The organism is Luteolibacter algae, from assembly GCF_042683045.1.
GTDB lineage: Bacteria > Verrucomicrobiota > Verrucomicrobiia > Verrucomicrobiales > Akkermansiaceae > Luteolibacter > Luteolibacter algae.
This window is the reverse complement of sequence record NZ_JBHUIT010000002.1, coordinates 234,443-257,088: the sequence shown is the minus strand read 5'-3', so window position 1 is coordinate 257,088 and position 22,646 is coordinate 234,443. Positions and strand designations below refer to the sequence as shown.

The 22,646-nt window shown below is 52.9% G+C and carries 22 protein-coding genes and 1 tRNA gene; 13 read left to right on the top strand and 10 right to left on the bottom strand.

What is annotated here, in order from left to right; all coding sequences use genetic code 11:
• Positions 1-53: 53 nt before the first annotated feature.
• The 3 genes from ACFSSA_RS02355 to ACFSSA_RS02345 all read left to right on the top strand — a co-directional run bounded on the left by ACFSSA_RS02355 (position 54) and on the right by ACFSSA_RS02345 (position 1,899).
• Positions 54-782, top strand: coding sequence for a DUF6498-containing protein (locus ACFSSA_RS02355; protein WP_386818164.1), 729 nt, complete (start codon positions 54-56; stop codon positions 780-782).
• A 187-nt stretch (positions 783-969) separates the two neighbouring features.
• Positions 970-1,125, top strand: a complete 156-nt coding sequence (locus ACFSSA_RS02350; RefSeq protein WP_386818163.1) for a small basic protein — start codon at positions 970-972, stop codon at positions 1,123-1,125.
• Positions 1,126-1,188: 63 nt separating this feature from the next.
• Entirely contained in the window at positions 1,189-1,899 is a 711-nt protein-coding gene (locus ACFSSA_RS02345; RefSeq protein WP_386818162.1) for a pseudouridine synthase, read from the top strand.
• A gap of 119 nt (positions 1,900-2,018) precedes the next feature.
• On the opposite strand, the gene ACFSSA_RS02340 is transcribed toward ACFSSA_RS02345, so the two are convergent.
• From ACFSSA_RS02340 to ACFSSA_RS02330, 3 genes are all read right to left on the bottom strand, one after another.
• Positions 2,019-3,110 carry a coiled-coil domain-containing protein gene (locus tag ACFSSA_RS02340; protein WP_386818161.1) on the bottom strand — a complete coding sequence of 364 codons (1,092 nt, stop codon included), beginning with the start codon at positions 3,108-3,110 and terminating at the stop codon, positions 2,019-2,021.
• A 293-nt stretch (positions 3,111-3,403) separates the two neighbouring features.
• A tRNA-Arg gene (locus tag ACFSSA_RS02335) sits at positions 3,404-3,477 on the bottom strand.
• A gap of 79 nt (positions 3,478-3,556) precedes the next feature.
• A complete protein-coding gene (locus ACFSSA_RS02330) occupies positions 3,557-4,198 on the bottom strand; it encodes an SDR family NAD(P)-dependent oxidoreductase (protein WP_386818160.1) in 642 nt (213 codons plus the stop codon).
• A 340-nt stretch (positions 4,199-4,538) separates the two neighbouring features.
• On the opposite strand from ACFSSA_RS02330, the gene ACFSSA_RS02325 reads away from it, so the two are divergent.
• Both ACFSSA_RS02325 and ACFSSA_RS02320 read left to right on the top strand, forming a co-directional pair.
• Positions 4,539-6,050 carry a trypsin-like peptidase domain-containing protein gene (locus ACFSSA_RS02325; RefSeq protein WP_386818159.1) on the top strand — a complete coding sequence of 504 codons (1,512 nt, stop codon included), beginning with the start codon at positions 4,539-4,541 and terminating at the stop codon, positions 6,048-6,050.
• A gap of 32 nt (positions 6,051-6,082) precedes the next feature.
• Positions 6,083-7,408: an OmpA family protein gene (locus ACFSSA_RS02320; RefSeq protein ID WP_386818158.1), complete on the top strand. Its 1,326-nt coding sequence runs from the start codon at positions 6,083-6,085 to the stop codon at positions 7,406-7,408.
• A gap of 13 nt (positions 7,409-7,421) precedes the next feature.
• On the opposite strand, the gene ppk2 is transcribed toward ACFSSA_RS02320, so the two are convergent.
• Positions 7,422-8,333 carry a polyphosphate kinase 2 gene (gene ppk2 / locus ACFSSA_RS02315; RefSeq protein WP_386818157.1) on the bottom strand — a complete coding sequence of 304 codons (912 nt, stop codon included), beginning with the start codon at positions 8,331-8,333 and terminating at the stop codon, positions 7,422-7,424.
• A gap of 97 nt (positions 8,334-8,430) precedes the next feature.
• Between ppk2 and ACFSSA_RS02310 the strand changes: the two genes are divergently transcribed.
• Both ACFSSA_RS02310 and ACFSSA_RS02305 read left to right on the top strand, forming a co-directional pair.
• Positions 8,431-9,660: a Na/Pi symporter gene (locus ACFSSA_RS02310; protein ID WP_386818156.1), complete on the top strand. Its 1,230-nt coding sequence runs from the start codon at positions 8,431-8,433 to the stop codon at positions 9,658-9,660.
• Positions 9,661-9,688: 28 nt separating this feature from the next.
• Complete coding sequence (locus tag ACFSSA_RS02305; RefSeq protein ID WP_386818155.1) at positions 9,689-9,907, top strand: hypothetical protein; 219 nt, start codon at positions 9,689-9,691, stop codon at positions 9,905-9,907.
• A gap of 51 nt (positions 9,908-9,958) precedes the next feature.
• Here ACFSSA_RS02305 and ACFSSA_RS02300 read toward each other — a convergent pair whose 3' ends face one another.
• Positions 9,959-11,215: a hypothetical protein gene (locus ACFSSA_RS02300; protein WP_386818154.1), complete on the bottom strand. Its 1,257-nt coding sequence runs from the start codon at positions 11,213-11,215 to the stop codon at positions 9,959-9,961.
• A 129-nt stretch (positions 11,216-11,344) separates the two neighbouring features.
• Positions 11,345-12,178: an ABC transporter ATP-binding protein gene (locus tag ACFSSA_RS02295; RefSeq protein WP_386818153.1), complete on the bottom strand. Its 834-nt coding sequence runs from the start codon at positions 12,176-12,178 to the stop codon at positions 11,345-11,347.
• Positions 12,179-12,302: 124 nt separating this feature from the next.
• Here ACFSSA_RS02295 and ACFSSA_RS02290 point away from each other — a divergent pair, with 124 nt between their 5' ends.
• The 3 genes from ACFSSA_RS02290 to ACFSSA_RS02280 are packed head-to-tail and all read left to right on the top strand — an operon-like array spanning position 12,303 to position 15,810.
• A complete protein-coding gene (locus ACFSSA_RS02290) occupies positions 12,303-14,018 on the top strand; it encodes a GspE/PulE family protein (RefSeq protein ID WP_386818152.1) in 1,716 nt (571 codons plus the stop codon).
• Positions 14,019-14,028: 10 nt separating this feature from the next.
• Complete coding sequence (locus ACFSSA_RS02285; protein ID WP_386818151.1) at positions 14,029-15,330, top strand: type II secretion system F family protein; 1,302 nt, start codon at positions 14,029-14,031, stop codon at positions 15,328-15,330.
• A 3-nt stretch (positions 15,331-15,333) separates the two neighbouring features.
• Positions 15,334-15,810, top strand: a complete 477-nt coding sequence (locus ACFSSA_RS02280) for an MEKHLA domain-containing protein (RefSeq protein ID WP_386818150.1) — start codon at positions 15,334-15,336, stop codon at positions 15,808-15,810.
• An 8-nt stretch (positions 15,811-15,818) separates the two neighbouring features.
• Here ACFSSA_RS02280 and ACFSSA_RS02275 read toward each other — a convergent pair whose 3' ends face one another.
• The 3 genes from ACFSSA_RS02275 to ACFSSA_RS02265 all read right to left on the bottom strand — a co-directional run bounded on the left by ACFSSA_RS02275 (position 15,819) and on the right by ACFSSA_RS02265 (position 18,521).
• The gene (locus ACFSSA_RS02275) at positions 15,819-16,349 is read right to left on the bottom strand and encodes a hypothetical protein (RefSeq protein WP_386818149.1); all 531 of its coding nucleotides are present in this window, start codon (positions 16,347-16,349) and stop codon (positions 15,819-15,821) included.
• Between the two features lie 119 nt (positions 16,350-16,468).
• Positions 16,469-17,590: an acyl-CoA desaturase gene (locus ACFSSA_RS02270; protein WP_386818148.1), complete on the bottom strand. Its 1,122-nt coding sequence runs from the start codon at positions 17,588-17,590 to the stop codon at positions 16,469-16,471.
• 235 nt (positions 17,591-17,825) lie between these two features.
• Positions 17,826-18,521, bottom strand: a complete 696-nt coding sequence (locus tag ACFSSA_RS02265; protein ID WP_386818147.1) for a PEP-CTERM sorting domain-containing protein — start codon at positions 18,519-18,521, stop codon at positions 17,826-17,828.
• A 334-nt stretch (positions 18,522-18,855) separates the two neighbouring features.
• Between ACFSSA_RS02265 and ACFSSA_RS02260 the strand changes: the two genes are divergently transcribed.
• A complete protein-coding gene (locus ACFSSA_RS02260) occupies positions 18,856-19,359 on the top strand; it encodes an 8-oxo-dGTP diphosphatase (protein WP_386818146.1) in 504 nt (167 codons plus the stop codon).
• A gap of 13 nt (positions 19,360-19,372) precedes the next feature.
• On the opposite strand, the gene ACFSSA_RS02255 is transcribed toward ACFSSA_RS02260, so the two are convergent.
• The gene (locus ACFSSA_RS02255) at positions 19,373-20,230 is read right to left on the bottom strand and encodes a sugar phosphate isomerase/epimerase family protein (protein ID WP_386818145.1); all 858 of its coding nucleotides are present in this window, start codon (positions 20,228-20,230) and stop codon (positions 19,373-19,375) included.
• A gap of 107 nt (positions 20,231-20,337) precedes the next feature.
• Here ACFSSA_RS02255 and ACFSSA_RS02250 point away from each other — a divergent pair, with 107 nt between their 5' ends.
• Positions 20,338-21,525 (top strand): hypothetical protein, encoded by a 1,188-nt coding sequence (locus tag ACFSSA_RS02250; protein WP_386818144.1) that lies wholly within the window; start codon positions 20,338-20,340, stop codon positions 21,523-21,525.
• A gap of 18 nt (positions 21,526-21,543) precedes the next feature.
• Positions 21,544-22,644 (top strand): dual-specificity RNA methyltransferase RlmN, encoded by a 1,101-nt coding sequence (rlmN, locus tag ACFSSA_RS02245; RefSeq protein ID WP_386818143.1) that lies wholly within the window; start codon positions 21,544-21,546, stop codon positions 22,642-22,644.
• Positions 22,645-22,646: the final 2 nt, after the last annotated feature.

Below are 22,646 nucleotides of genomic sequence, written 5' to 3'. Positions count from 1 at the left end.
AGGCATTACCCCAAAGTATTGCAAATTGAGGAAATTCTTGGCTACATCCCGCAGTGGAAAAAAACGACTCGGTCTCAGACAGTTTCTCAACGATTTTTTTAGTTCTGGTCAATCTCCTGCCAATCGTCGGAGTTTTATTCTGGGGCTGGAATATCTTCGAGATCGTTTCCTTATATTGGTTCGAGAATGTGGTTCTAGGTGGTATAAATATCCTGAAAATGCTCGTTGCAAGTCCGATCGATGCCGAGGACAAAGCCTTCAAGACCGTTCCCGACAACATGCCGGAATATCTGCGTAATCCTGCGGCAGTCTCCAAGGTCCACCATGGGATAAAGCTCTTTCTCATTCCATTTTTCACCTTCCACTACGGCATGTTTTGCTTCGTGCATGGCCTCTTTGTATTCTCCCTTCTCGGGGAAAAAAACAATGGCTTTGGCTCCGGGGGTCTTTTCAATGGGACCAGCAGAATGGTGGAAGAGATCTTCGATACAGGTGGAAAATGGTTCGTGCTGGGCATCGTGCTCAGCCATTTGATCGCGTATTTCCATAATTTTATCGGAAAAGGCGAGTATCGGAAAACCTCCGCTCCAGAGCTCATGATCGCACCCTATGGCAGGATCGTCGTGCTCCATATCGCCATTCTCTTCGGAGCATTTGTGATCACAGCGCTCGGAGGTCCCGTCTATCTTCTAATCCTTCTCATCCTCGGGAAAACCGCCCTCGATACAAAGCTTCCCCAGAAAGCGCATTTCACTTTAACCAAATCTGAAAGCAAAGCTTAGCTTATAATGCTCCTTGAAGGCCCCAAAATGTCCGCACCCGGGGCGCTTTGAAACCTTCCGAAGTCCCGAATCCACTAAATCCGGGCAAGCTTCTCCAAATTTTTCTAAAAATTTCCCATTTTCGCATTGCCACCCGACCACGCTCCCATTAGTTTCCGCGCCCCAACCGTCCAACCCCGCTCAAAAGATGTCCAAGCACAACTCACTCAAGTCAAACGCCACCGTCGGCGGCAAACGCTCCGTCCTCAAACGCTTTGAGCGCGTCAAACTTCTCAAGGAGCGTGGCGAATGGAAAAAAGGCAATTCTCCAATTGGCCTGCCTAAGACCAAGCACGAAGGTTAATCCTTCTGTTTCTGCTTGCTCCCAATTTCTCCGCGTATTCCAACGTGGTAGCCACGTAAGATCATGTCAGAGGGAGTTCGTCTCAATAAATATTTGGCATCCTGTGCAGTCGGTTCCCGGCGTGCATGTGATGAGCTTATTGCCTCCGGGCGTGTGGAAGTTAATGGCGCACCCTGCGTAAAACTCGCCACACGAGTAACTCCTTCAGATCACGTTCGCGTTGATGGGAAGCGCGTTATTCCGAAGGAAGAAGTCGTCATCATTTTCCACAAGCCACGTGGTTTCGTCTGCACACGGAGTGATGAGCTTGGAAGGAAAACGATCTATGATCTTCTCCCTCCGGCGCTGCAATCACTGCACCACGTAGGTCGCCTGGATACGGATTCCGAAGGAATGCTGATCCTCACCAATGATGGCGATCTTTCCCAAAGATTGATGCATCCGTCGAAATCGGTGGAGAAAGAATATCTGGTGACTTCCAACCAAGCTTTCGAAAACTCCCATCTGGATCAGTTCCTTGCCGGTGTTTATACGGATGAAGGAAAATTGAAGGCCAAACACATTGAGCGCATCTCCGCCCGCCGTATCAAGGTCGTCCTTGATCATGGAGCCAAACGTCAGATCCGTGTCATGTTTGATTCGCTAGGATATCAGGTTACCAAACTCTTGAGAGTCCGCATCGGAAACCTTTGGCTCGGCGATCTTGAGCCTAGCCGTTACGCGGTTCTCACTCCAAAGGAGATTGAGATGCTGCTCGCTACGAAAAAGGACTGATAACAGCCTGAGCGGTAGATCAGTAAAATTGAAAAACCGCTGATACCGAAGCATCAGCGGTTCTTTGAATGGTGCTGTGACCTGGGAAAACTTCCGAGAGCAATGCAGGAAAAGTTTGATCAGGAATCAACTTTCGCTTGGGATGGCTGCTCTGTATTCTTGGAGACTTCTTTCATGCGAGTTTCCAAATCCTGGATACGGCTATCGCGCTCTTTGATTTCGTTCTCCATCTTGCTCGTTTGTTTCTTCGCTTGATTGAGGCGGTTATCGGCCTGTTGTGCTTGGGATTTCAGTTCGGAATATTCCTTCTCCAGAGATGCTGTGTGCTTTCTCGCCTTCTCGAGCTCGGCCGCTACCGCATTTTTGTCCTTGTTGGCTTGCTCGACTTTTCTCTCGTTTGCAGCCATATTCTCACGGGCTTTTTTGAGCTGCTCCTTGGTAGTTTCCAGGTTTGCAAGAGCTTCAGCTTTGGTCTTCTCAATTTCCGAAACCTTCATTGCCACCTTTTTGCGCGCTTCTTTTTCTTCTGCCAGCTGCTGTTGGAGATCCCGTTCCTTCTGGGCTGCTGTCTTGAGAGCCTCCGTGGCTTGAGCTTTTTCCTGAGCAAGCTTGCTATCCCGGAGCTCACGCTGCTTCCGGAGATCCGCATCACTTTGTTTCAGCTCGGCAATCTCGTCCTGAAGTGTCTTAACTGCGGTCGGTTTCTGGAATTCCGCATTCACGCTAACCAAATTCTTCTGAATCTGATCGAAGCTTTTGAGCGATTCTTCCATTTGGGTCTTCAGAGCTATCAGCTTTTGCCGAGCCTCGTCGCCGGTTTTCAGATGAGTCGCAAGAATTTCAGCTTCCTTTTGTGCTTTCTGCTGAGCGGCTTGGGACTCCGCCAATAGCTTTTTCGTATCGGCAAGTTCACGAGCCGTTGCTACCTGTGCTTTACGAGATGCCGCTAGTTCTCTGGCAGTGGCCTCTTGACTTTTGCGAGCAGCTTCCAGCTCCGCCAGCGCTTGATTACGTTGTTTTACTGCTTCACTAGCTTGTGCGCGGGCATTCCGAATTGTTGTCGCAATTGCTTCAAAGCTTGCATCCAGCTGGGTGGCCGCATTCTGGGTCGCAGGCGCTTCAGCTGGTTTGGCGGCTGTCTGTGCATGCAACGGAGAGGAAAGTGCTAAGGTTACGCCTAGCAAAGAAAGATATCTTGAAGGATTTTTCATAAATTCATTAAGTTTTCTAAAGCATCCGACCAATAGCAGAACATTCTGAAAAAGCAAACTTGTTTGACAGTATATCTGATATTCTATCTATCTTAACTAATTGGATAAGATCGTCTCCGAACTCATAAAACACGTATAAATTAGCGCCAATCCTCTGATTAAGCTTCCAAATAGAAAATCGGCGTATGCGGTATACGAAAATTAGTAAGCTCGACTATTTTCCTTAAAAAGGCCGATTCCGACCAAAAAAGCCTCACAACCTTTGAAGAAAGATTGTGAGGCAAAAAGGAAAATACACTCAAAGGGACTTGAACCCCTAACCTTCTGATTCGTAGTCAGACGCTCTATCCAATTGAGCTATGAGTGCGTTAGCCGCGTAGTGCGGGCGGGCAAAAAAGCATTTCCGTCCTCATGAGTCAAGAAATTCAGGAAGGTTTTTTCAATTTTTAAGGACGGCTATCCAGATGAAAGACTTGCCCGGAGGTAAACGGTAGGTGCTCGTGTAGAAATCCGATAAACTTGGCGGCGATTTCGGCCGTATTGAATTGGCCCAGGAAATGAAGATCCCTCACAATCTCTTTCCGCCGGGGTAAAACAGCATCGGTCATGGGAGTTTCGAGAAAGCCTGGCGATATCGCGTTCACTCTGATCCCCTTGCTGCCGTAGCATTCCGCCAAATCTTTGGTCAGGCCGGTTAACGAAGCCTTGGCGGTCGCGTATGCCGCCTGACCAACGGTCGGCCTTTCTGCTGCGTAGCTCGAAATGAAAATGATGTGCCCGATCCCCCGTTTCACCATTCCCGGCAGTGCGGCGATGGCGCAGTTCGTAGCAGCGCGGAAGTTTACAGAAAATACTTTGTCCCAGTGATCTTCGGTCATACGCTTGATAGGTTCATCGCGGATGATTCCTGCCGCACAAATCAATAGATCGCATGGATTTTTTTCAAAATATGCTGCTAGCGCCGTCTCATCCAACAAATCTAGATCCTGTCTGCCCAAAGCAATGACTTCCCAGTTTTCGCTTTTAAAGCACTTCGCGATTGCGGAGCCCAATCCGCCGGTTCCTCCTGTAATAATTACCCGTTTCAATGCCGTTATTAGGCCTGTTAACAAGTCGTGAATAAAGCACCAAAAACTTGTGATAAAGTGAGCGCAACTCATCTGGCCAATTTGGAAAAGTTCACTTGTTCCGCTATGGCCGAGAGAACTTCCCAAGTTATCATTCCCGTGGAACTCAATTGTTTGCAGTGCGGAACAGCCCATTTCGGGAGTTATCCACACGATTAAGATGATGATCTTACGAGGTCAAAAAATAGCATATTCATAAAGAGAGAGCTCTTCGGATTGCGAACAGCCTGCTGATCCCGCGATCCATTGGCACTTGGTTTCTCGCCTTGGCTCTGCCATCTTTTCGCCAGTTCCATCCCTTATGGTTTCCGCTCTCAAACGTTTTTTTGCACTACTCATTGTTTTCGTCAGTTTTTTCCTGTTGGTGACGGCTCTCAAAACCTGGCGCACCGGTGGGGATTTCAGCATGCTCATTCCCAGCTTTCTGCGTCGGGCGGAAGTTGTCCGGCCGGAAGCTTTTACTCCTTCCGATAAGCCTGCGCTGAATCTGAGCGACGTGGAGATTATCTCCAGACTCAACGAAGAATATGCTCGCTTGACCAGAGCGGTGGTCCCCTCGGTGGTCAGCATTGACACGGCAGGGGTGCGCACGGAGCGCTTAATGGATTTTTGGGGTAGATCACGCATCCGCAGTTACCCGACGCAAGGACAGGGCTCCGGAGTGATTGTAAGCAGGGAGGGCCATGTGATCACAAACCACCATGTGATCGCCGGGCAACAGCAGATCCGTATCACCCTGCACGGAGGCAAGACCTACAATGCGACTATGGTGGGAGAGGATTCCCTGCTGGATATCGCGGTGGTAAAAATAGATTCCGACGAGACTTTTGTCCCTTTGAAGCTGGGTGATTCTTCCAAAGCGGAGGTCGGACAGCTCGTTTTTGCGGTGGGTAATCCTTTCGGGTTGGGTGAAACGGTCACTCAGGGAATTATCTCCGCGAAGGAGAGATCGCTCTCAGACAACCAGCGGGATCTTTTCCAGACGGATGCAGCGATCAATCCGGGGAATTCCGGCGGGCCTTTGGTGAATTTGACCGGAGAAATCATCGGCATTAATGCGGCGATCTTCAGTGTGGATAAAGAGAATCCCAGCTTCCAGGGAGTTGGATTTTCAATCCCGTCCAATGAGGTGAAAGAGGCCTTGGAACAAATCATCAAGCGCGGCCGTCCAATCCGTGGTTTCCTCGGCGTGCAGATGCGGGATCTGGATGAAATGGCGCGGGCTGATCTGGGTTACACGAAGTCCGCCGGCTCTGCGGTTGTCGGTATTACCCCGAATTCACCTGCGGAGAAGGCAGGCTTGAAGCCGAGAGATGTGGTGGAGTCCTTTGGTGGGACTACGATCACCGATACCCGGCAGCTGATTTCATTGGTCCAGAGAACCAAAATTGGGACAAAAATGAAACTTCACGTGTGGAGAGAGGGAAAAGTGGTGGAGCTGGAAGCCACCATTTCCGAGAGCACGGGCACTCCCCAGTCTACCGGACAGGTCCCGGAGATCAGTAAGGACAAGGAGATCCAGGACAATTTGGCGGTGCTCCGTGCGATGGGCATCAATGTTCGTGATCTTTCCGCAAAAGAGCAATTGCGTGGCTTCCGGGGGGTGGTTGTCACCGCGCTTTCGGAGACGGGGAAAGCAAGTGAATACCTGCTTCCCGGAGATCTGATCATTGCATTGAATAATTCTCAAATATCCACCGCGAACGAGTTTTATCTCCACCTTGCCGCATCGGCCGCTGTCCAGGCAACCAGCCTCCATTTGATCCGTGACGGAAAGCCGCTCCGCATGCACCTTCCGGCATTGGGAAAATAACCACATGACTCTCAAATCTAATTTTTCATCCGATGAATTCCAATAAAGTTCCCTATTTCTTCCTCGGTCTGGCAGCGGTTCTGTCCGCCGTGGCGATTGCGTTGCTGATTTTCAAACCGGGTGCGAAAAAGGCAGCCCCGCAGGTTCCTCAAAAGGAGCTCCAGGAAAGCGCCGCCGCTGCCGAGCCAAAAATCATTGAAGGGACAGATGAACCGATGGTTCCCGAGACCTCGGAGGAAATCCTGAAAAATCTCGATATCGGGTATGCATCCGCAGATCCCTCGGATCTTCTCAACCGCATCGGAAAAGCTCTTGAAGAAGGAGACATGTCCATCGCTTCGAAACTCATTGGAAAGGGAGCTTTGGATGAGGAAAGCCTGGCAAGATTGATTGAGCTCTCGAAAGAAGGCCCGTTGAAGTTACTTCAGCCCGGAGCGGTGAGGGAGGTGGGTGAGCTGGAGCTTAATCGTCTGGCACGCTGGTCGATCCAGCTCGAAGACAGAGAATCTGGCCGTGACCGCATTTTCTTTGATCTACGCCGGGAAGGCGGAAAATGGATGGTGGATAAAATGACGCTTCCGCCCGCTACGGATCAGGAAATTCCGAAAGCTCCATTTGCGGATTCCCTGGGCGTTTCCGATGCTTTTTTACAGGCCGTTTTGCAGCAGGACTTTGAATTCGCCCTCAGCTTCGTGGATCTGAACTCGGTGTCCGAGACAAAGATTGCAGCTTTGTGCATTTTGTTTGAGGAAGGTGAATACAAGATGCGCTCGTCCAAGCCGCTTCGTGCAATGTTCAGCCGCAGAGATACCGTGGGATACATCGCAAATGTTGAAACGAAGGATGGCACCCAGAGCGCCCAATTTTCCCTGAATTTGCGTCAGCCGGAAGGTAAGTCCAATTGGATCGTCTCAGAGATCAATCTCGATGAGTTGCTTGCGGAATACTCTAGCAGGGTTGCCGGCGGGGATGTCTATTACTCGCCTTTGGTGGAAAATCCATCCGGGGGTGAAACTCTCGCTTTGTATTTTGATTTTGATGAAGATTCCATGAGCCCCAGAACCCGTCGCCAGCTTGAGATCGTAGCCTCTATGCTGAAGAGCGATGCGGCAAAAAAGATCACGCTCAGCGGCCATACCGATGCCTTGGGGACCGACAATTACAATAATCAGCTTTCCGCCAGCCGGGCCCGGGTGGTGAGGGATTTCCTCGCTAATGCGGGTGTTGCCGAAGAACAGATCATCACGGTTGCGAAGGGCGCCAGCCAGCCGCGGCGCCCGAATGTCACAGAATCCGGAGAAGATGATCCGGAAGGCAGACGTGCGAACCGCAGGACAGAAATTTATCTCGATTTCTAACGATTGCCCGGTGTCAGAAACGTTGTGGGATGACAATTTCTTCCGGCACGGGCTCGCGTTTGTAATCCTCGTGGTGAATCCGCTCCGGGAGTTCCACGATTTTTCGTCCGACAAATTGATATGGCACTTGCTCAAGAAAGTGAGAAATACAGTTCAAACGGGCTTTTTTCTTATCATCCGCAGGGACAACATGCCACGGAGCCTGGCTTATGTGGGTGTGTTTGAACATGACCTCCTTTGCCTTGGTGTAATCTTCCCAGCGCTTGCGGGACTCCAGATCCATCGGGCTTAATTTCCACTGTTTGAGCGGATCATGGTTGCGGCACTCGAAGCGAAATGCCTGTTCCTCATCGCTGATCGAAAACCAGTATTTTATGATCTGAATCCCTGAGCGGATAAGCATTTTCTCAAACTCCGGGACCGAGCGGAAGAACTCCTGATATTCCTCTTCCGAGCAAAAGTTCATCACTCGTTCCACTCCGGCCCTATTATACCAGCTTCGATCAAAGAGGACGATTTCCCCGGCGGCAGGCAGATGCTCCACATAGCGCTGGAAATACCACTGGGTCCGTTCTCTGCTGTTTGGAGCCGGGAGCGCGGCCACACGGCAGATCCGTGGATTGAGACGCTGGGTGATGCGCTTGATCACCCCGCCTTTTCCCGCGGAATCCCGCCCTTCAAAGATGACGACGAGCTTGTGGCCGCTTTCCACAACCCAGTCCTGAAGCTTCACCAGCTCCACCTGTAACCTATACAACTCCTTGAAATAAGCTTTCCGAAATTCCGCACTGTTATCCTGTCCATCACCGTGAGGGCGATTTTCTTCGTCGTATTCGCCGAATTCCATTTCGAGTTCTTCATCGAACTGATCGATATAATCCTCACGGATACGATCGAAATTTTCTCTCATCTGTTCTGAATTCATGCGCGGCAAAGGTATCAGAGAAGCTGCAACCAGGGGGTGACATTATCGTCACTTCCCGAGGTTTTTTGAAATTCTGTCCGGAAAGTAGTCATGTGGCATGTCATCAGCCACTATCACCGAAGGCGTGGATCAGCCAGTCCGCGAGAATACCACCAGCCAGGAAAGCAATCAGGCTCTCCGATGGGCAATGGTTGTCGTCCTTGTCTACGGTCTGCTTCTTGCGGTGGGAATGATCGGAACCGGATTCAAAACCGCAGCTGGTGACCAGGCAAAGACGCTTTTTGATTTTGCTAGCAATCCTTTTGCCGGGTTGGTCATCGGCACAATCGCAACGGCTCTCATTCAGTCCTCCTCCACGGTTACCTCGATCATCGTGGCCTTGGTTGCCGGCGGACTACCGGTCGGGATCGCAATCCCGATGATTATGGGCGCAAATATCGGCACCACGATCACCAACACATTGGTAAGTCTGGGACACGTGCGCAACAACGAGGAATTCCGCCGCGCATTTGCAGCTGCTACGGTCCACGATTTTTTCAATCTCATCGGAGTGGTGATCTTTCTCCCATTGGAAATGGTTTTCCATCCCCTGGAGAAAATGTCCGCATGGGTTGTCACGCCATTGATCGGTGGTGGGAGTATGGATATGGGCGGGCTGAATTTCATGGGTGCCATCACCAAGCCCCCGGTTTCCGCTTTCAAAAACATGCTCATGGGTATGGGGAGCACCGCTGCGGGCATCGTGATGGCGGTTCTGGGAATCGGGCTAATTTTCGTTGTGATCACCTTCATCGGCAAGCTTCTGCGCAAACTCATGGTGGGCCGGGCGAAGGCGATTCTTCACACGGCGATCGGGCGCGGTCCGCTCTCCGGAATTGCTTCCGGCACGCTCGTGACGACTTTGGTTCAGTCCAGCTCGACCACAACGAGTCTGGTGGTGCCGTTGGCCGGCACGGGCGTATTCACACTAAGGCAGATCTACCCTTTCTGCCTGGGTGCCAATATCGGGACATGCATCACGGCCCTCCTGGCAGCAACCGCGGTCACTGGCACTAGCGCGACGTTTGCAATGCAGATTGCGATGGTTCACCTCATTTATAACGTATTGGGAGTCGTGATCATCTACGGGATCCCGGTTTTACGCCATATCCCGATTCACGCGGCCGAGTGGCTGGCGGGATTGGCGGAGAGGAAGAAAATCTACGCGTTGGCTTACGTCGTCGGGACCTTTTTCGTGGTGCCTGCATGCTTGATCGGAGTTAGCGCGGCTTTCGATAAATCCCATCCAAAATCTCCGGCAGCCATTGAAACAAACAGCGGGCACTGACCATCGCTTCCAACCGCAAGTTCAAACCATGAAAATTCATAAGATGAATACACTCCGCCGCGAAAATTTGGAAGCCGAGCTAGGAAGAGTTCGGGAGGACGTCAGCCGCTTGGAAAAGGAGCTGCAAAAAGTTTTGGAACAAGAACAACACGAGGAAGTGGAAAACCTAGAGGAATACTTCGACGCCGTCGAAAACCGCTTCAAGGGGCTGCGCGAGTTTTGGAAAAGCATCGTTTCGGGACATTGAGCGTCCCTTGCCGCTCCCAAATCATATTTTCCCGAAGAACCCGAAAAAGCCCTACGGCTGATTGCCAAAATCAAGCTTCTGAACCACGTCTGGTGGTAGATTTGCAGAGTTGATCCAGGTTTTCGCACCCGCAGGATCACGGCTCAACCATGCGTTCAGAGCCCGGTCATACATACGGTTGCGACTGCCTTCGTCCTGGATCTTGCCGATCTGGCTGGCAGCCACATCAGGGTTCTTATCGAAAGAACTCCAGATTACATGCTGCACCGTGCGATCTGTCACATCCTGCGGATAGCTGTCCATCAGGGCAATGGCCGCCTGGGGATTCTCGCGGGCGTCGCTGATCACCAGACCCCGGAACGCACGGCTTCTTGCATCGCCCTCAGGGAGCTTTTCAAAACTATCAAGCGCTGCAGCCTTATCGGTTTTCGCCCATTCTGAAAAAACCTCGTCCACGCTACGCGTGGAATTCTCGCCTAAGTTCGATAGCAACCATTCGGCCGTGCCGGAGGGATCTTTCTTTGCCATTTCCTCGGCAAGCCGCGCGGTCGCACCATCCCGGAGCTTCTCGTCGGTCAGTCCAGCAATCCAATTTTTGGCACCTTCGGTGCCCATCTCCATGAGATGTGGAATCATAGCCTGGAGTGCCCTGCCGCGCTCTCCGCTGAAGGGGAGATCCTGTAGGAGTTCTGTTGCACGAGCAGGATCCGTCTCTACCATGCCGCGGATAATTCCGATCATGTATGGGTTGGCCTCATCACCTTCGTGATTTGCCTTTGCCCAAGCGATGGCAGCCTCAGGATCGCGGCTCGCCCACGCCGTAAGCACGGTGCCGGTAGCCATCCCGCCACGGGTTTTCTCCGTGGTATAGGCAAGCGCGGCGGTGGGATCTAGCTCTGCCCAGGCGGTGAGCAGCATAGCGTATTCACCCATACGGTTCTGGGTGGGACCCAGTTCCCGGAAACGTTCCACCGCGGATTCAAACTCATCGGGCGCAAGCGAATCGATCCATGAAAGCATCGCGCGCCCGCGATCCAATGGATTTTCCCCCCGGATGATTTCCTCCATATTATCCAGGCGCTCTTCGAAGGTGGCGATGGATCGGGAGCCGGGGCGGATGGGCCGCGCAGAGGTGGCGGAGCGGCTATCGCTGGAATCTCCGCGCTGGTTCATGACTACTCTGGAACGTTCTATCAGTAGATCGGCTTCCGATTTCACAACGGTGCCCCGGGTCATTTTTCCAGCGAGAAAACCTGCCACTCCCACGACAATGCATGCGGCGGCGACACTAGTTATATTCCATTTCATAGCATTTAGTTTAATGCCTAACCTATAACGTTCACAATCTCCGATTTTGTCTAAAAAACGGCAAGCTCTCGGCGGTAATCGGCCAACCCGCTGGAGAGGCTTTTGGTGGAAGGGGCATTGCGTTCTTTTTTAGGAAACATTCAGCTTCGGGATGGAGGCGAGCAGGCGTTTGGTATAATCATCTTGGGGGGAGTTGAAAACCTCCTCGGCCGTGCCGGTTTCCACGATTTTCCCGCGATACATCACAGCGATACGGTCTGCGATGTAGTGGACGACACCCAGATCGTGGGAGATAAAGATCAGAGTGAGCCCGAGATCCCGTTGGAGGTCTTTCAGCAGATTTAGAATTTGTGATTGGATGGAAACGTCCAGCGCGGAGACAGGCTCGTCCGCGATGATCAGTTTTGGCTCTGGGGCGAGAGCCCGTGCGATGGCAATGCGCTGCCGTTGACCGCCGGAAAATTCGTGCGGGTAGCGTTTCATCTGTGCCGCATCAAGCCCTACGGTGGACATAAGCTCGATGACCTTTGCTTCGAGCGCATCACCCTTCATGCCTTTGTGTCGCTGTTTGACGGCCTCGGCAAGAGTAGAAAAAACGGTCATCCGGGGGTTCAGCGAGGCGTAGGGATCCTGAAAAACCATCTGAAAGTCCAGGCGTCGCTTCCGCACTTCCGCCGGACTCAATGTGGAGTAATTTTCCCCGTTGAGAACGATCGAGCCGGAAGTTGGCGGGATGAGCTGCATCAGCGTTCGTGAAAGGGTTGATTTACCGCATCCTGATTCACCGACCAGCCCGAGGATTTCACCTTTTTCGATCCGCAGATTCACGCCATCCACGGCCTTCACTGTCTCCAGACGGGATGTGAGCATGCCTCCCGTCTTTTTGACGAAGTGCTTTTCGAGATCGTTGATTTCCAGATAGGACACGGTGCGGAGTAAAGCACTGGCGGAGGATGGCGGCAATGATGTTTGAAGCGGGAGAGAGCGGGAAAAATGGCGGGTTCCGGGAAAAGAACAGGAATCTCACTGCTTTTCACCGACAATGTTGCCAGCGGAGGGCATTTAGGATGAGACTCAACGCGAACGGATGACCCAACTTTTACTTGAACCAGCCCGGAGATCCGGTTGTGAAAATTTGCCTGCTGTCAGCGAGGTGCTCAAGGAGGCTGCACAGCGCCAGCGCTCCCCGATCGACGACCTTCTGGACGCGGCGGTAGTGGATGAGGAAAAATACCTCCACGAGCTCGCAACGGACCTCGATCTTCCCTGGCTAGCAAGTATACCTTCGGACGAAAACACCTTGCCATTGCGGGAGGCCTGTGGGCCGAGGATCGCGCTGAAGCACCGGCTTCTGCCAGTTGCCTTCGAAGGTGAAGGCGATGAGCGGAAGCTGATTCTGGCCACTTTTGATCCTTTCAACCTCGTCGCTCACCAAGCCGCGGCCCAGGAGCTGAGCATTCCCTTCGAGTGGTGTATGGCTTCCCGTAAGCGCATCCACGAGGCACTGAGGCGTCTCTACGGCGTAGGTGCCGATACCTTCGAGCAAATTCTCGATGGGCGCGATCTCGACTATGACCAGCTCTCGGATTCCGAAGACGAGGCAAATGTAATCGACGCGGATGAAGATGAGGAAGCCAGCGTGGTGAAATTCGTCAACCAGATCATTCGTGAGGCTCTGGATCAGCGTGCGACGGATATTCATGTCGAGCCACTGGCAAACAACCTCCGGATTCGCTACCGGATTGATGGTCGGCTGCTGGAAATCGCGGTTCCGGAGAACATCAAGGCTTTGCAAAGCTCGGTGATAGCACGTTTGAAAATCATGGCCCGGCTCGATATCGCTGAGCGCCGTGTGCCGCAGGACGGCCGGATCAACCTGCAGTTTGAAGGTCAGACCATCGATGTCCGGGTGGCGACGGTGCCGACCGTGGAGGGGGAAAGCGTTTCCCTGCGTCTCCTCAACCAGGAAAAGTTCAATCTTGAGAAGCTGGGGATGGAGCCTTTCGTGCGGAAAATCATTGAGAATCTTCTCCACCTGCCGAATGGAATCATCCTGATTACAGGACCAACCGGCTCCGGTAAATCCACCAGTCTTTATTCATTCCTAAGTGAAGTAAACCGGCCGGATCAGCGGATCGTCACCGTGGAGGATCCGGTGGAGAACAAGCTCCCGGGCGTTATGCAGATCGCTGTGAAGTCGGAGATCGGCCTGACTTTTGCGACCGCGCTGCGCTCGATTCTGCGGGCGGATCCGAATGTCGTGATGATCGGGGAGATCCGGGACCTGGAGACTGCGGAGATTGCGATCCGGGCCTCGCTGACCGGTCACTTGGTTTTCTCCACGCTGCATACGAATGATGCGATGGGAGGGATCTCACGTCTCGTGGATATGGGCGTGGAGCCTTTCCTCGTTTCTGCAGCCGTGCGCGCTTTCCTGGCCCAGCGCCTGGTGCGCCGTCTTTGCCCGCATTGCAAGGTGCCGCGGGAGCTTTCGCCGCAAGACTACATCGATCTTGAGATTCCGCCTAACCTCGAGGGCCAGGCTTATAATCCCGTAGGCTGCGATCGCTGCCGTGAGACTGGATTTTCCGGTCGCCTTGCAATTTATGAAGTGGTCGTCCTTTCACAGGCGATGCAGGAATTGGTGGCCCACTCCCGGCCTCTCGCGGAAATGAAGGCACAGGCGCACAAGGATGGTTATGTAAAGATGCGGACCTACGGATGGCATAAGGTGATGCAGGGGCTCACGACGATAGAAGAAGTCATTTCCGTAACTTCCTCGGATATGGGTGGAGCTGAATAATCAGGAATTTATGCCTCTTTTCACCTACAAAGCACTTTCTTCCGGCGGAACAGTTGCCACCGGAGAGATCGAAGCCTCGGATCGGCCAGAAGCGCTGCGCGTTCTCGATAAGCGCGGACTTCAGCCAGTGAATCTCAAGGAATCTTCCAAACAAGCAAGCCCGGCAAAAGCCGGAAAGAATGCCAGGAAAAAGGAGACAGCCGCTCCGCCAAAACGTAAGGAAAAGAGCAGCGAGATCTCCAAAGAAGAGGAAATTCCCGACGGTCCGCTGAAGTTGAAACGTGCGGAGGTCATCCTGTTTACCGAAGAACTTTCCGACATGCTCGGTGCCGGCTTGCAACTGGAGCCGGCACTGAGATCGATGGAAAATCGTCAGGAGCTCGGGAGCTTGAAAGCGGTTTCCCAAAGAATCCGGACAATTGTGCGGGATGGCGTGAACTTCTCTGTAGCCTTGAAGAAAGTCAGCCCCAGCTTTGGCCCCTTGTATTGCTCATTGGCCGCCGCCGGAGAGGCATCCGGCGCACTTGATACGATCTTGAAGCGCCAGGCACACTATCTGAAGACACTCGCGGAGCTGCAGAGCCGTCTCATTCTGGCAATGATCTACCCTGCCTTCCTGGTGCTGGTAGGAGTGGGGGTAGGAGTGGTTTTCGTGACGACTCTTATTCCGCAGCTGACGGAACTGATCAAAAGCACGCCGGGCGGGAAGATCCCGTTTGCTATCTCCATGATGATGGCGTTTGCGGATTTTGTGAAAAGCTGGTGGATCGTAATCACGCTGGCGGTGATTGGCGGATTTCTTTTTTTCAAGGCGTGGAAGGATAACGAAGCGAACAAACCGAAGTGGGATGAGATGAAACTCACCATGCCATTGATCGGAGCGGTGATCTCATCGCGTTTCTACGTCCAATTCCTCGAGACGATGGCGAATTTGGTAGGGAATGGCTTGCCATTGCTTCGCGCTCTGGAGCTTTCACGGGATGCCACCCAGAACCTTTCACTTCGGAAAAAGCTCAATGGAGTGATCGATCAGGTCGGTGATGGCCGGGCATTTTCCAAAGCGATGATCCGCAGTGGCACGTTCCCTCCGCTGCTGATCGACATGATTTCCGTAGGAGAGCAAACCGGCAAGATCGATCAGTCATTGCGGCGGGCCGCTGAGCGCTACGATAAGGAGCTGGACAAGGATTTGCAACGGATCATGGCGCTCATCATGCCAACGGTTCTCATCCTGATGGCTCTTCTCATTGGTTCCTTTGCCTATCTGATGATTACCGCCATCTTCCAGACGATCTCAAACCTCGGACATTGAGTTATGGAAGTGCCCGCAGAGCCATCGTCGGAAAACGACTTTCTCGCGCCACATGTGGACGTGCTCCTGGAAAGCTACCTGGCGCTCACAGGCCGGCGCTTGATCGCAACAGGAAAAAACCGGTGCGAGACAGCTCAGGCGCTCTACGAGGCGCCTTTCATCGTGCTTTCACATGATGGTTCCGTAGATCCGATTCTGACTTACGGGAATCTCGCCGCTCAGCAGCTTTTTTCCATGAACTGGGAGGAGATCGTCCGCACACCTTCCCGTTTCACCGCCGAGACTCCGGAGAGAGAAGAGCGGCAGAGGCTTTTGGATGCGGTTTCAGCGAGAGGTTTCATCGATGATTATTCCGGAGTGCGTGTCTCTGCGGATGGAAGCCGTTTCATCATCCGACAGGCAACTGTCTGGAATCTCTCCGCGGCAACCGGGAAGCCGACGGGACAGGCAGCGACTTTCTGTGACTGGGAGAAACTGTAGTCAGAGGCTCAAACCGCCGCGCGTATGAGCTGGGCCTGTTTCAAATGGAGCTTCAGATGGAAAGGGAACATCGCGTTCCACATCAGCGCATCAAGTGGGCCGAATCGCGGATGGTTCGCCGTCCCGGTATCTTTAAGGTTTCCGAGGCTACGGACAGTTTTGAAATGCGATAGCACCGAGGATTTGAAGAGAGCGATTTGCTCGATTCCAGCATCCTCGGATGGCATAACGTCTTTCTTCAGATCGAACTTTTTGGTTGGTGTGGGATCCCCATTTACCAGACGGCGGACGGTTGCGGTGATCTCATGGTTCACGATCGTGTTATGCCGCAGGAGCATGAAAAATGACCATCCGCGCATATCATCGTCCAGACCGGCCATGGGGGCGACCCTAATGGGAAGGGAGCCATTGTTCTCGTCCAAGCCTTGGGCAAGCTGGAGATAGGTCTTGAGGATAGCCATCGATTGCTTTTCTGCCGTATCCGAGCTGGTCAGCTGGAGCCGGGAGCGAACGATGGCTTTCATGAGAGGATTTGCCATGGAAAACGGGGAATTACGAGACTCTTTGGCCGCAGACGCAGGAGAGCGGAAAGCAGGACGATACTCCACAAAAAAAGGAGGCATTGCTGCCTCCTTTTCTGAGAATATTGGTCCAACGACTAGGCGATCGTCGGCTTTGAAATCCGGGGGAGCTGACGCATCAGCTCGCGGGTTTCATTTTGCCAGGTCTGAAGTGCCTCACGGGAGAGCTGGACGCGGTCTGCGACAGCCTTTTCGAGTTCGTGATAATTTGCGGCCAGCTTTTCGGAAACTTGGGTGAGCATCTCGGCACTGCGTTGGGTATAGCCAGGCGTCGCTTTGATTTCATTGATGCGGTCTTCGACACGGCGGCGGGCTTCTCCCATTTCCGCGAGGAGGATTTTGCCGTCAGGGACGCGGCGGAGTCCTTCCACAAGACCCAGCTTGGAAAGTGTCCAGATCGTCCATTTGGAAGGATCCCACTGCCATGGTTTCACACCATTGCGGTAGTCATGTTGGAACTCATGGTGGTAATTGTGATATCCTTCTCCGAAGGTAAGTATGGCCATGATTGCGCTATCGCGGGCGGAATGTTTTGTGGAGTAGGGCTGTCTGCCGACTGTGTGGCAGAGTGAGTTGATAAAGAATGTAAGATGCTGGGCGATGACGATACGAGTGACGCCCGCAATCAGGAAGCCGCCGAGGGCGCCGTTCATTGGATCCGCACCGACGAGGGAGTTATAGCCATAGCCAAGGGCCGCTGGAATCACCAGGCCGACTACGAAGCCGATCCAGTGGGTGTATTTATGCTGCCACATGACGAGCTTGTCCTTGCGGAGATCGGCCACGTTGTCCATCGGGGGTTCCGGATCAAGCTTGAAAAGGAGCCAGCCGATGTGTGCCCAGAAAAATCCTTTGGAGATATCGTAGGGATCGTCATCGTGATCGACATGCTTGTGGTGGTGGCGGTGATCGGAAGACCAGTTCAAGCACGAGTTTTCGAATGCACATGCCCCGAAGATAAGCGTGAAAAGCTTTACAGGTTTTTTCGCTTTGAAAGAGAGATGGGAGAACAAGCGGTGGTAGCCCACGGTAATGCTCATCATCGTCGCACAAAGGTAGAAGAAAAACATGCCGAACTGGAACCAGTTCAGGCCAAAATTAAAGAGATAGATCGGCGCACCGATTAGGGCGATCAGCGCGGTGCCGATCAGGAAGCTGGAGGTTATCCAGTTCACGCGTTCAAAAGGGATTCGAAACATAATGGAGTGGGTTGCAAATAACGGGCGCCGGATTCCTGTGAAATCCAGGAATGCTACGGCATGCGCCGCCCATATAACTCAGTATCAACTTACAAGCAAGGAACGATTTTTTTGAAAAACTCCGCATATTTTGTGATCACCGGCAAATTATGCGGTTTCCGGTAGTCCAACGCAAAAGAACCGCAGCTCGGAGGACGAACTGCGGTTCTTTGGGAAAGTGTCCTTGGCTGGAGCTTTACCGGCGGCGGCGGCGAAGGATGAGAGCCATCGCGGCAAGTCCGGAGAGGGCAGTGGTGCTTGGCTCCGGAACGATCTCGTAGGTCACCGTGATATAGCCTTTGGCATTTACCGGAGTGGTGGTCGTGGAAATCCCGCTGTTGTAGCTGAGACTGCCGATCTGGCTGGAGTTTGCGGTAATGGTGAAGGTGTTGTTACCGACATATTGGCTGAAAAACGTGGAGGAAATATCACCGCTGCCGGACTTGGTGATTTCTGCCCCAACTAGCTCAGCCCAGTCCGTTCCGCCGGCGTCGTATTGATCCGAGGCATCTCCGTCGTTGCCCGTGAGGCCGGAGAAACTTGCTACATTAACAGCCCGGACCTCGTCGATAATACTGTTGTATCCGGAGTCCAGCAACTTCACGTCGCTGGATCTGGCTGTCAGGCTCGCGCCGAAACTAGCTTCGATTTTTGAAGGCGGAGGGTTCACTGCATCGTTATCGACACCGAATCTGCCGCCATTGATGACGAGTTCGTAGCTGATGGTGATTTTGGAGATGTCCGAAAGATTTCCATCATATTTATCGAAAACGAGGGAGTGTGAAAAATCCGGGACATCACTGAAACTCTTGGTTTGGGTGATAATGGTCTGGGAGAGGGCGCGGCCTGAGAATGCGACACAGGCCACCGCAAGCAGTGCAAATGTTTTCATGTAAGGGGGGTGATTTTGGGGGTGGGGGTGTTGTCCTCGCCTGGGGTGGCGGAGACGGGGGGAGTCTTTTATAAAAACTAAATAACAATCAAGTCAAATTAGTTGAAAATCAGAAGGAATTGATAGTCATGTAACCTCGATAAAGTTGTCGCAATGATATCTTGGAAGTCTCCTAACCTACTTATGTTTAAGTGATTACGGGATTTTCCAGACTCTCTACGGGCGATCTCACAAAAATTTTAAACTTTTGGAGAAATCCTGAACCGGCCGTTTTACTCCCGCAAATGGATAGAAGTTGATTACTTCGGCCGACGCTGGACAAAAGACGCGCCGCTTGCGCAAGTTCCCCGCTGTGAAGGAATACGATTGGGCAGGCTGGCAAGGTGAGATTATCGCAACTCTGCTTTTTGTCGTGCAAGGGGATAAGATCCTCCTGATCGAGAAGAAACGCGGACATGGCGCAGGGAAGGTCAATGGCCCGGGCGGTAAACTCGACGAAGGCGAGAGCCCCTTGGCCTGTGCGATCCGCGAAACCCGGGAGGAACTGCTCATTGAGGTGAGTGATGCCAGAAAAGTCGCTGAGCTATGGTTCCAGATGTCTGACTATCCGAGCATCTGCTGCCATGTTTTCATGGGTGGGGAATACGTAGGCGAGCCCACGGAGACCGAAGAGGCGGTCCCATTCTGGGCGGATCTTGCCGACATCCCCTACGAAAGGATGTGGGAAGACGATCGGCACTGGTTGCCTCGGATACTCAAGGGCGAAATACTGACCGGAAAATTCCTCTTTGAAGGAGAAAAGATGATCTCGATGGAAATCGCTCCGGCCAGATTTTGACCTGCCGGGGCAGTTAGCCGCGAGCTCCGGAGTAGCCACGCAAATAGCCGGCACATTGGGCGATCTCGCACTGATTGGCACTCCAGTTATGCTCATATTCGATTGAGACATTTCCGGCAAAACCATGTTTCCGGACCTCGTCGAGGATTGCGGAAAGATTGATGATTCCCGTGCCAAATGGCAGGTCCCGGCTCCATTCGCCGATGACCGCGCGGTCCTTGAAATGGAACGAGTGGATGCGGGGCGCGACTTTTTGAACCACCTCCAGCGGATCCAGCCCCGAGGTCGCCCAGTGGCCGATATCGGCACAGAAGCCGAGATTTTCGTGGCGTCCTTCCAGGGCTTTGAGCGTGGTATCGGGATTCCACATTTTCGTCGGCTTTGGATGGTTGTGAAAGCAGACTTTGATATCATATTCTGCTGCGAGCTTTTCCAAAGTATCAATTGAATCGATCGATTCGGTAGTGATTCCGTAGGAGTTCAACCTTTTCGCGAGATCGAATATCACCCGCGCTTTGGCTTCATCCGCCGGGACAGGCAGGACTCCCATGTTATAAATGACAAGCTTGTGCTCGGCGAGTTTTGCGATGACGGCCTCCGTCTGCTCATCAGTCATACCAGGTCCGAAGATCGCATTGCCGAAGTCTCCGCCAATCTTCTGTTTTGCATAGACTTCCAGGCCATCCAGCCCTGCTCCCGCGGCAAGCTCGATTGCCTCGAAAAGCGTAAATTCCCGGAAACTCCAGCACTGCACGGCAATTCCGAAGCCCGCGGATGTAGCGGATTTCCCGGGAATCGGAGCGCCGTTTGCCCGGAGTGCAAGCATGGCGGAAGCGGCAGGAATCATGGCAAGTAGGGAGCGGCGTTTCATAGACATATCATTAAACGGCTCCGGTGGGGAACTCTCTTTCAATAGTTTTCCCTGGCGGAAATACCCGATCGACTTCGTTTGCCGAACTATACATATTCATCGCTGAAATGATGAAAACTCGGTCACTTCTACTTCTGCTAGCTACCGCGAGTCATCTGGCGGCACATCATATTGATCGTGTCTGGACGGATGAGCGGGGCCGTAGCACGAAGGCTATCCTTCTCAAGGTGGAAAACAATTGTGCGATCCTGAAGCTGCCGGATGGGCGCGAGGCTCCGTTTCCCCTGGAAAAGCTTTCAAAGGTAGACCAGGCATTCATCGAAAAGTTCGGTCTGGACGGGCATGATGAAGACCCGGAAGAGAGCGAGCAACGGGAGGCGCCGAATTTTGACTCGCCGTGGCCGGAGCGTGTGACCTTTGAGGGGGATCCGGAGATCAATGTGGTGGAAGAGGATGCGGATGCCAAAACGTTCATCTATGAATCTGCCAACTATCGTTACAATTGTGATGTCCGGCTTTCCAAAACAGTAGTGAAGGGCTTCGCCGTAATGTTCGAAGCGACCCACCAGTATGTCCGCGAGTTGCCGCTGGCGGTGAGCGGAGGGAAAAAAAAGGACGGAAAATATCAGATTTACCTTTTTGAGACTGCGGAAGATTATCTGGAGGCAGGGGGGCCGCCGAACAGCGCGGGTGTCTTCATCGGCGGGAAGAACATCATCCTCGTTCCACTGACGAGTCTGGGGGTCCAGAAGGTTGGAAGCGGCTACATGCTGGATCGGGATAAATCCAGCAAAACACTTCCGCACGAGATGGTCCATCAGCTAACCCCCAACCAATATTTCAACATTGGAGCCCGCGGATGGTTTAGCGAAGGGATCGCGGAATACGTGGCACTTACTCCATATCGCAGTGGATCGTTCAATGTCCGGAGCAATTTCAAACCGATTTTGGAATACGCGACGGGATATGGCGAAAAAGGGCGGGGCGGAAGGGCACTTGGCGATGAAATCGAAATTGGTAGCCTCAAGACCTTCATGTTGCAGGACTACAGCACCTTTCTCGACGACGCCCAGATCAACTACGGATGTTCTTTGCTATTGGCCAATTACTTTTTCCATATGGATCGCGACGGCGATGGGGCCCGCATCAAAAAATTCCTGCAGGCACTCAATGCGGGAAAAGAGGGCGAGGAAGCGCTCGAGGTTTTGCTCGATGGCCAGACGTTTGAAGAGCTTGAGGAGGAAATCGGCAAAGCCTATTCTCGAAAGGGCGTTGACTTCATCTTCTCCAAGTGAGTTTCCTTGCAGCGCAGCATGGCTACAGAAATCCTTCCAACACCCCGTGGAGAAATCCTACCCGCTCTTCCAGGCCAGTCGCCAGAGGCTATTGCGGCGTGGTTGGCAGAGCAGGGTGAGCCCTCGTTCCGGGCGAAGCAAATCTTGGAGTGGGTGTGGAAAAAGAAGGTCACCTCCTACGAGCAAATGACCAATCTGCCAGCCGCTCTGCGTGAGAAGCTGGCACGCTCCTTCCGGCTGACGGCGTTGACCCACTCAAAGACACAGGGCAGCGAGGACACGACCCGCAAGTTTCTCTTCAAGCTCCATGATGGACGCTATGTCGAGTCCGTGCTGATACCTGCAAATCCCGCGCTGTATGGTGAAAAATCAGACCGTAGGACGCTTTGCGTTTCCTCCCAGGTCGGCTGTGCCTATGGCTGCAAATTCTGTGCTTCGGGGCTTGCCGGATTCACCCGTAACCTCGATGCCTCGGAGATCGCCGGGCAAGTTCTTGCGGCCGAGCAAATCGCCGGTGAGCGGGTCGATAGCCTCGTCTTCATGGGGATGGGCGAGCCAATGGCGAATTTTAAAAACCTCATGGAAGCGATCGCGTTGATCACGGGGCCGGAGACATTGCACCTGGGTGCGCGGCATCTGACGATTTCCACCTCCGGTCTTGCGCCACAGATCCGCAAGCTCGCGGATCACCCGCAACAGATCCGCCTAGCGATCTCGTTCCACGGCGCGACGGATGAGGTTCGCAGCCAGATCATGCCGGTGAACAAAAAATATCCTGTTGCCGAGCTGATGGACGCGCTGGCGCATTGGAATTCCACGAAGAAGCAGAAGCTGACCCTTGAGTATATCCTGATCCAGGGCGTGAACGATGGCTTGGATCAGGCAGCGATTCTGGCCCGGCACGCCAGAAATATCGGAGCGAAGGTAAACCTAATCCCCTACAACACAGTCGATGGTCTGGTGTGGAAGCGTCCGGCGATTTCGCACTGTCGTGCCTTCCAGGATGTGCTGAAAAAGGCAGGAGTCACGGCAACTCTACGCATCGAAAAAGGCCACGATATTGATGCTGCCTGCGGTCAGCTACGTCTCAAGCAAGAGACGGCGGAAGGCATTGTCTGAAG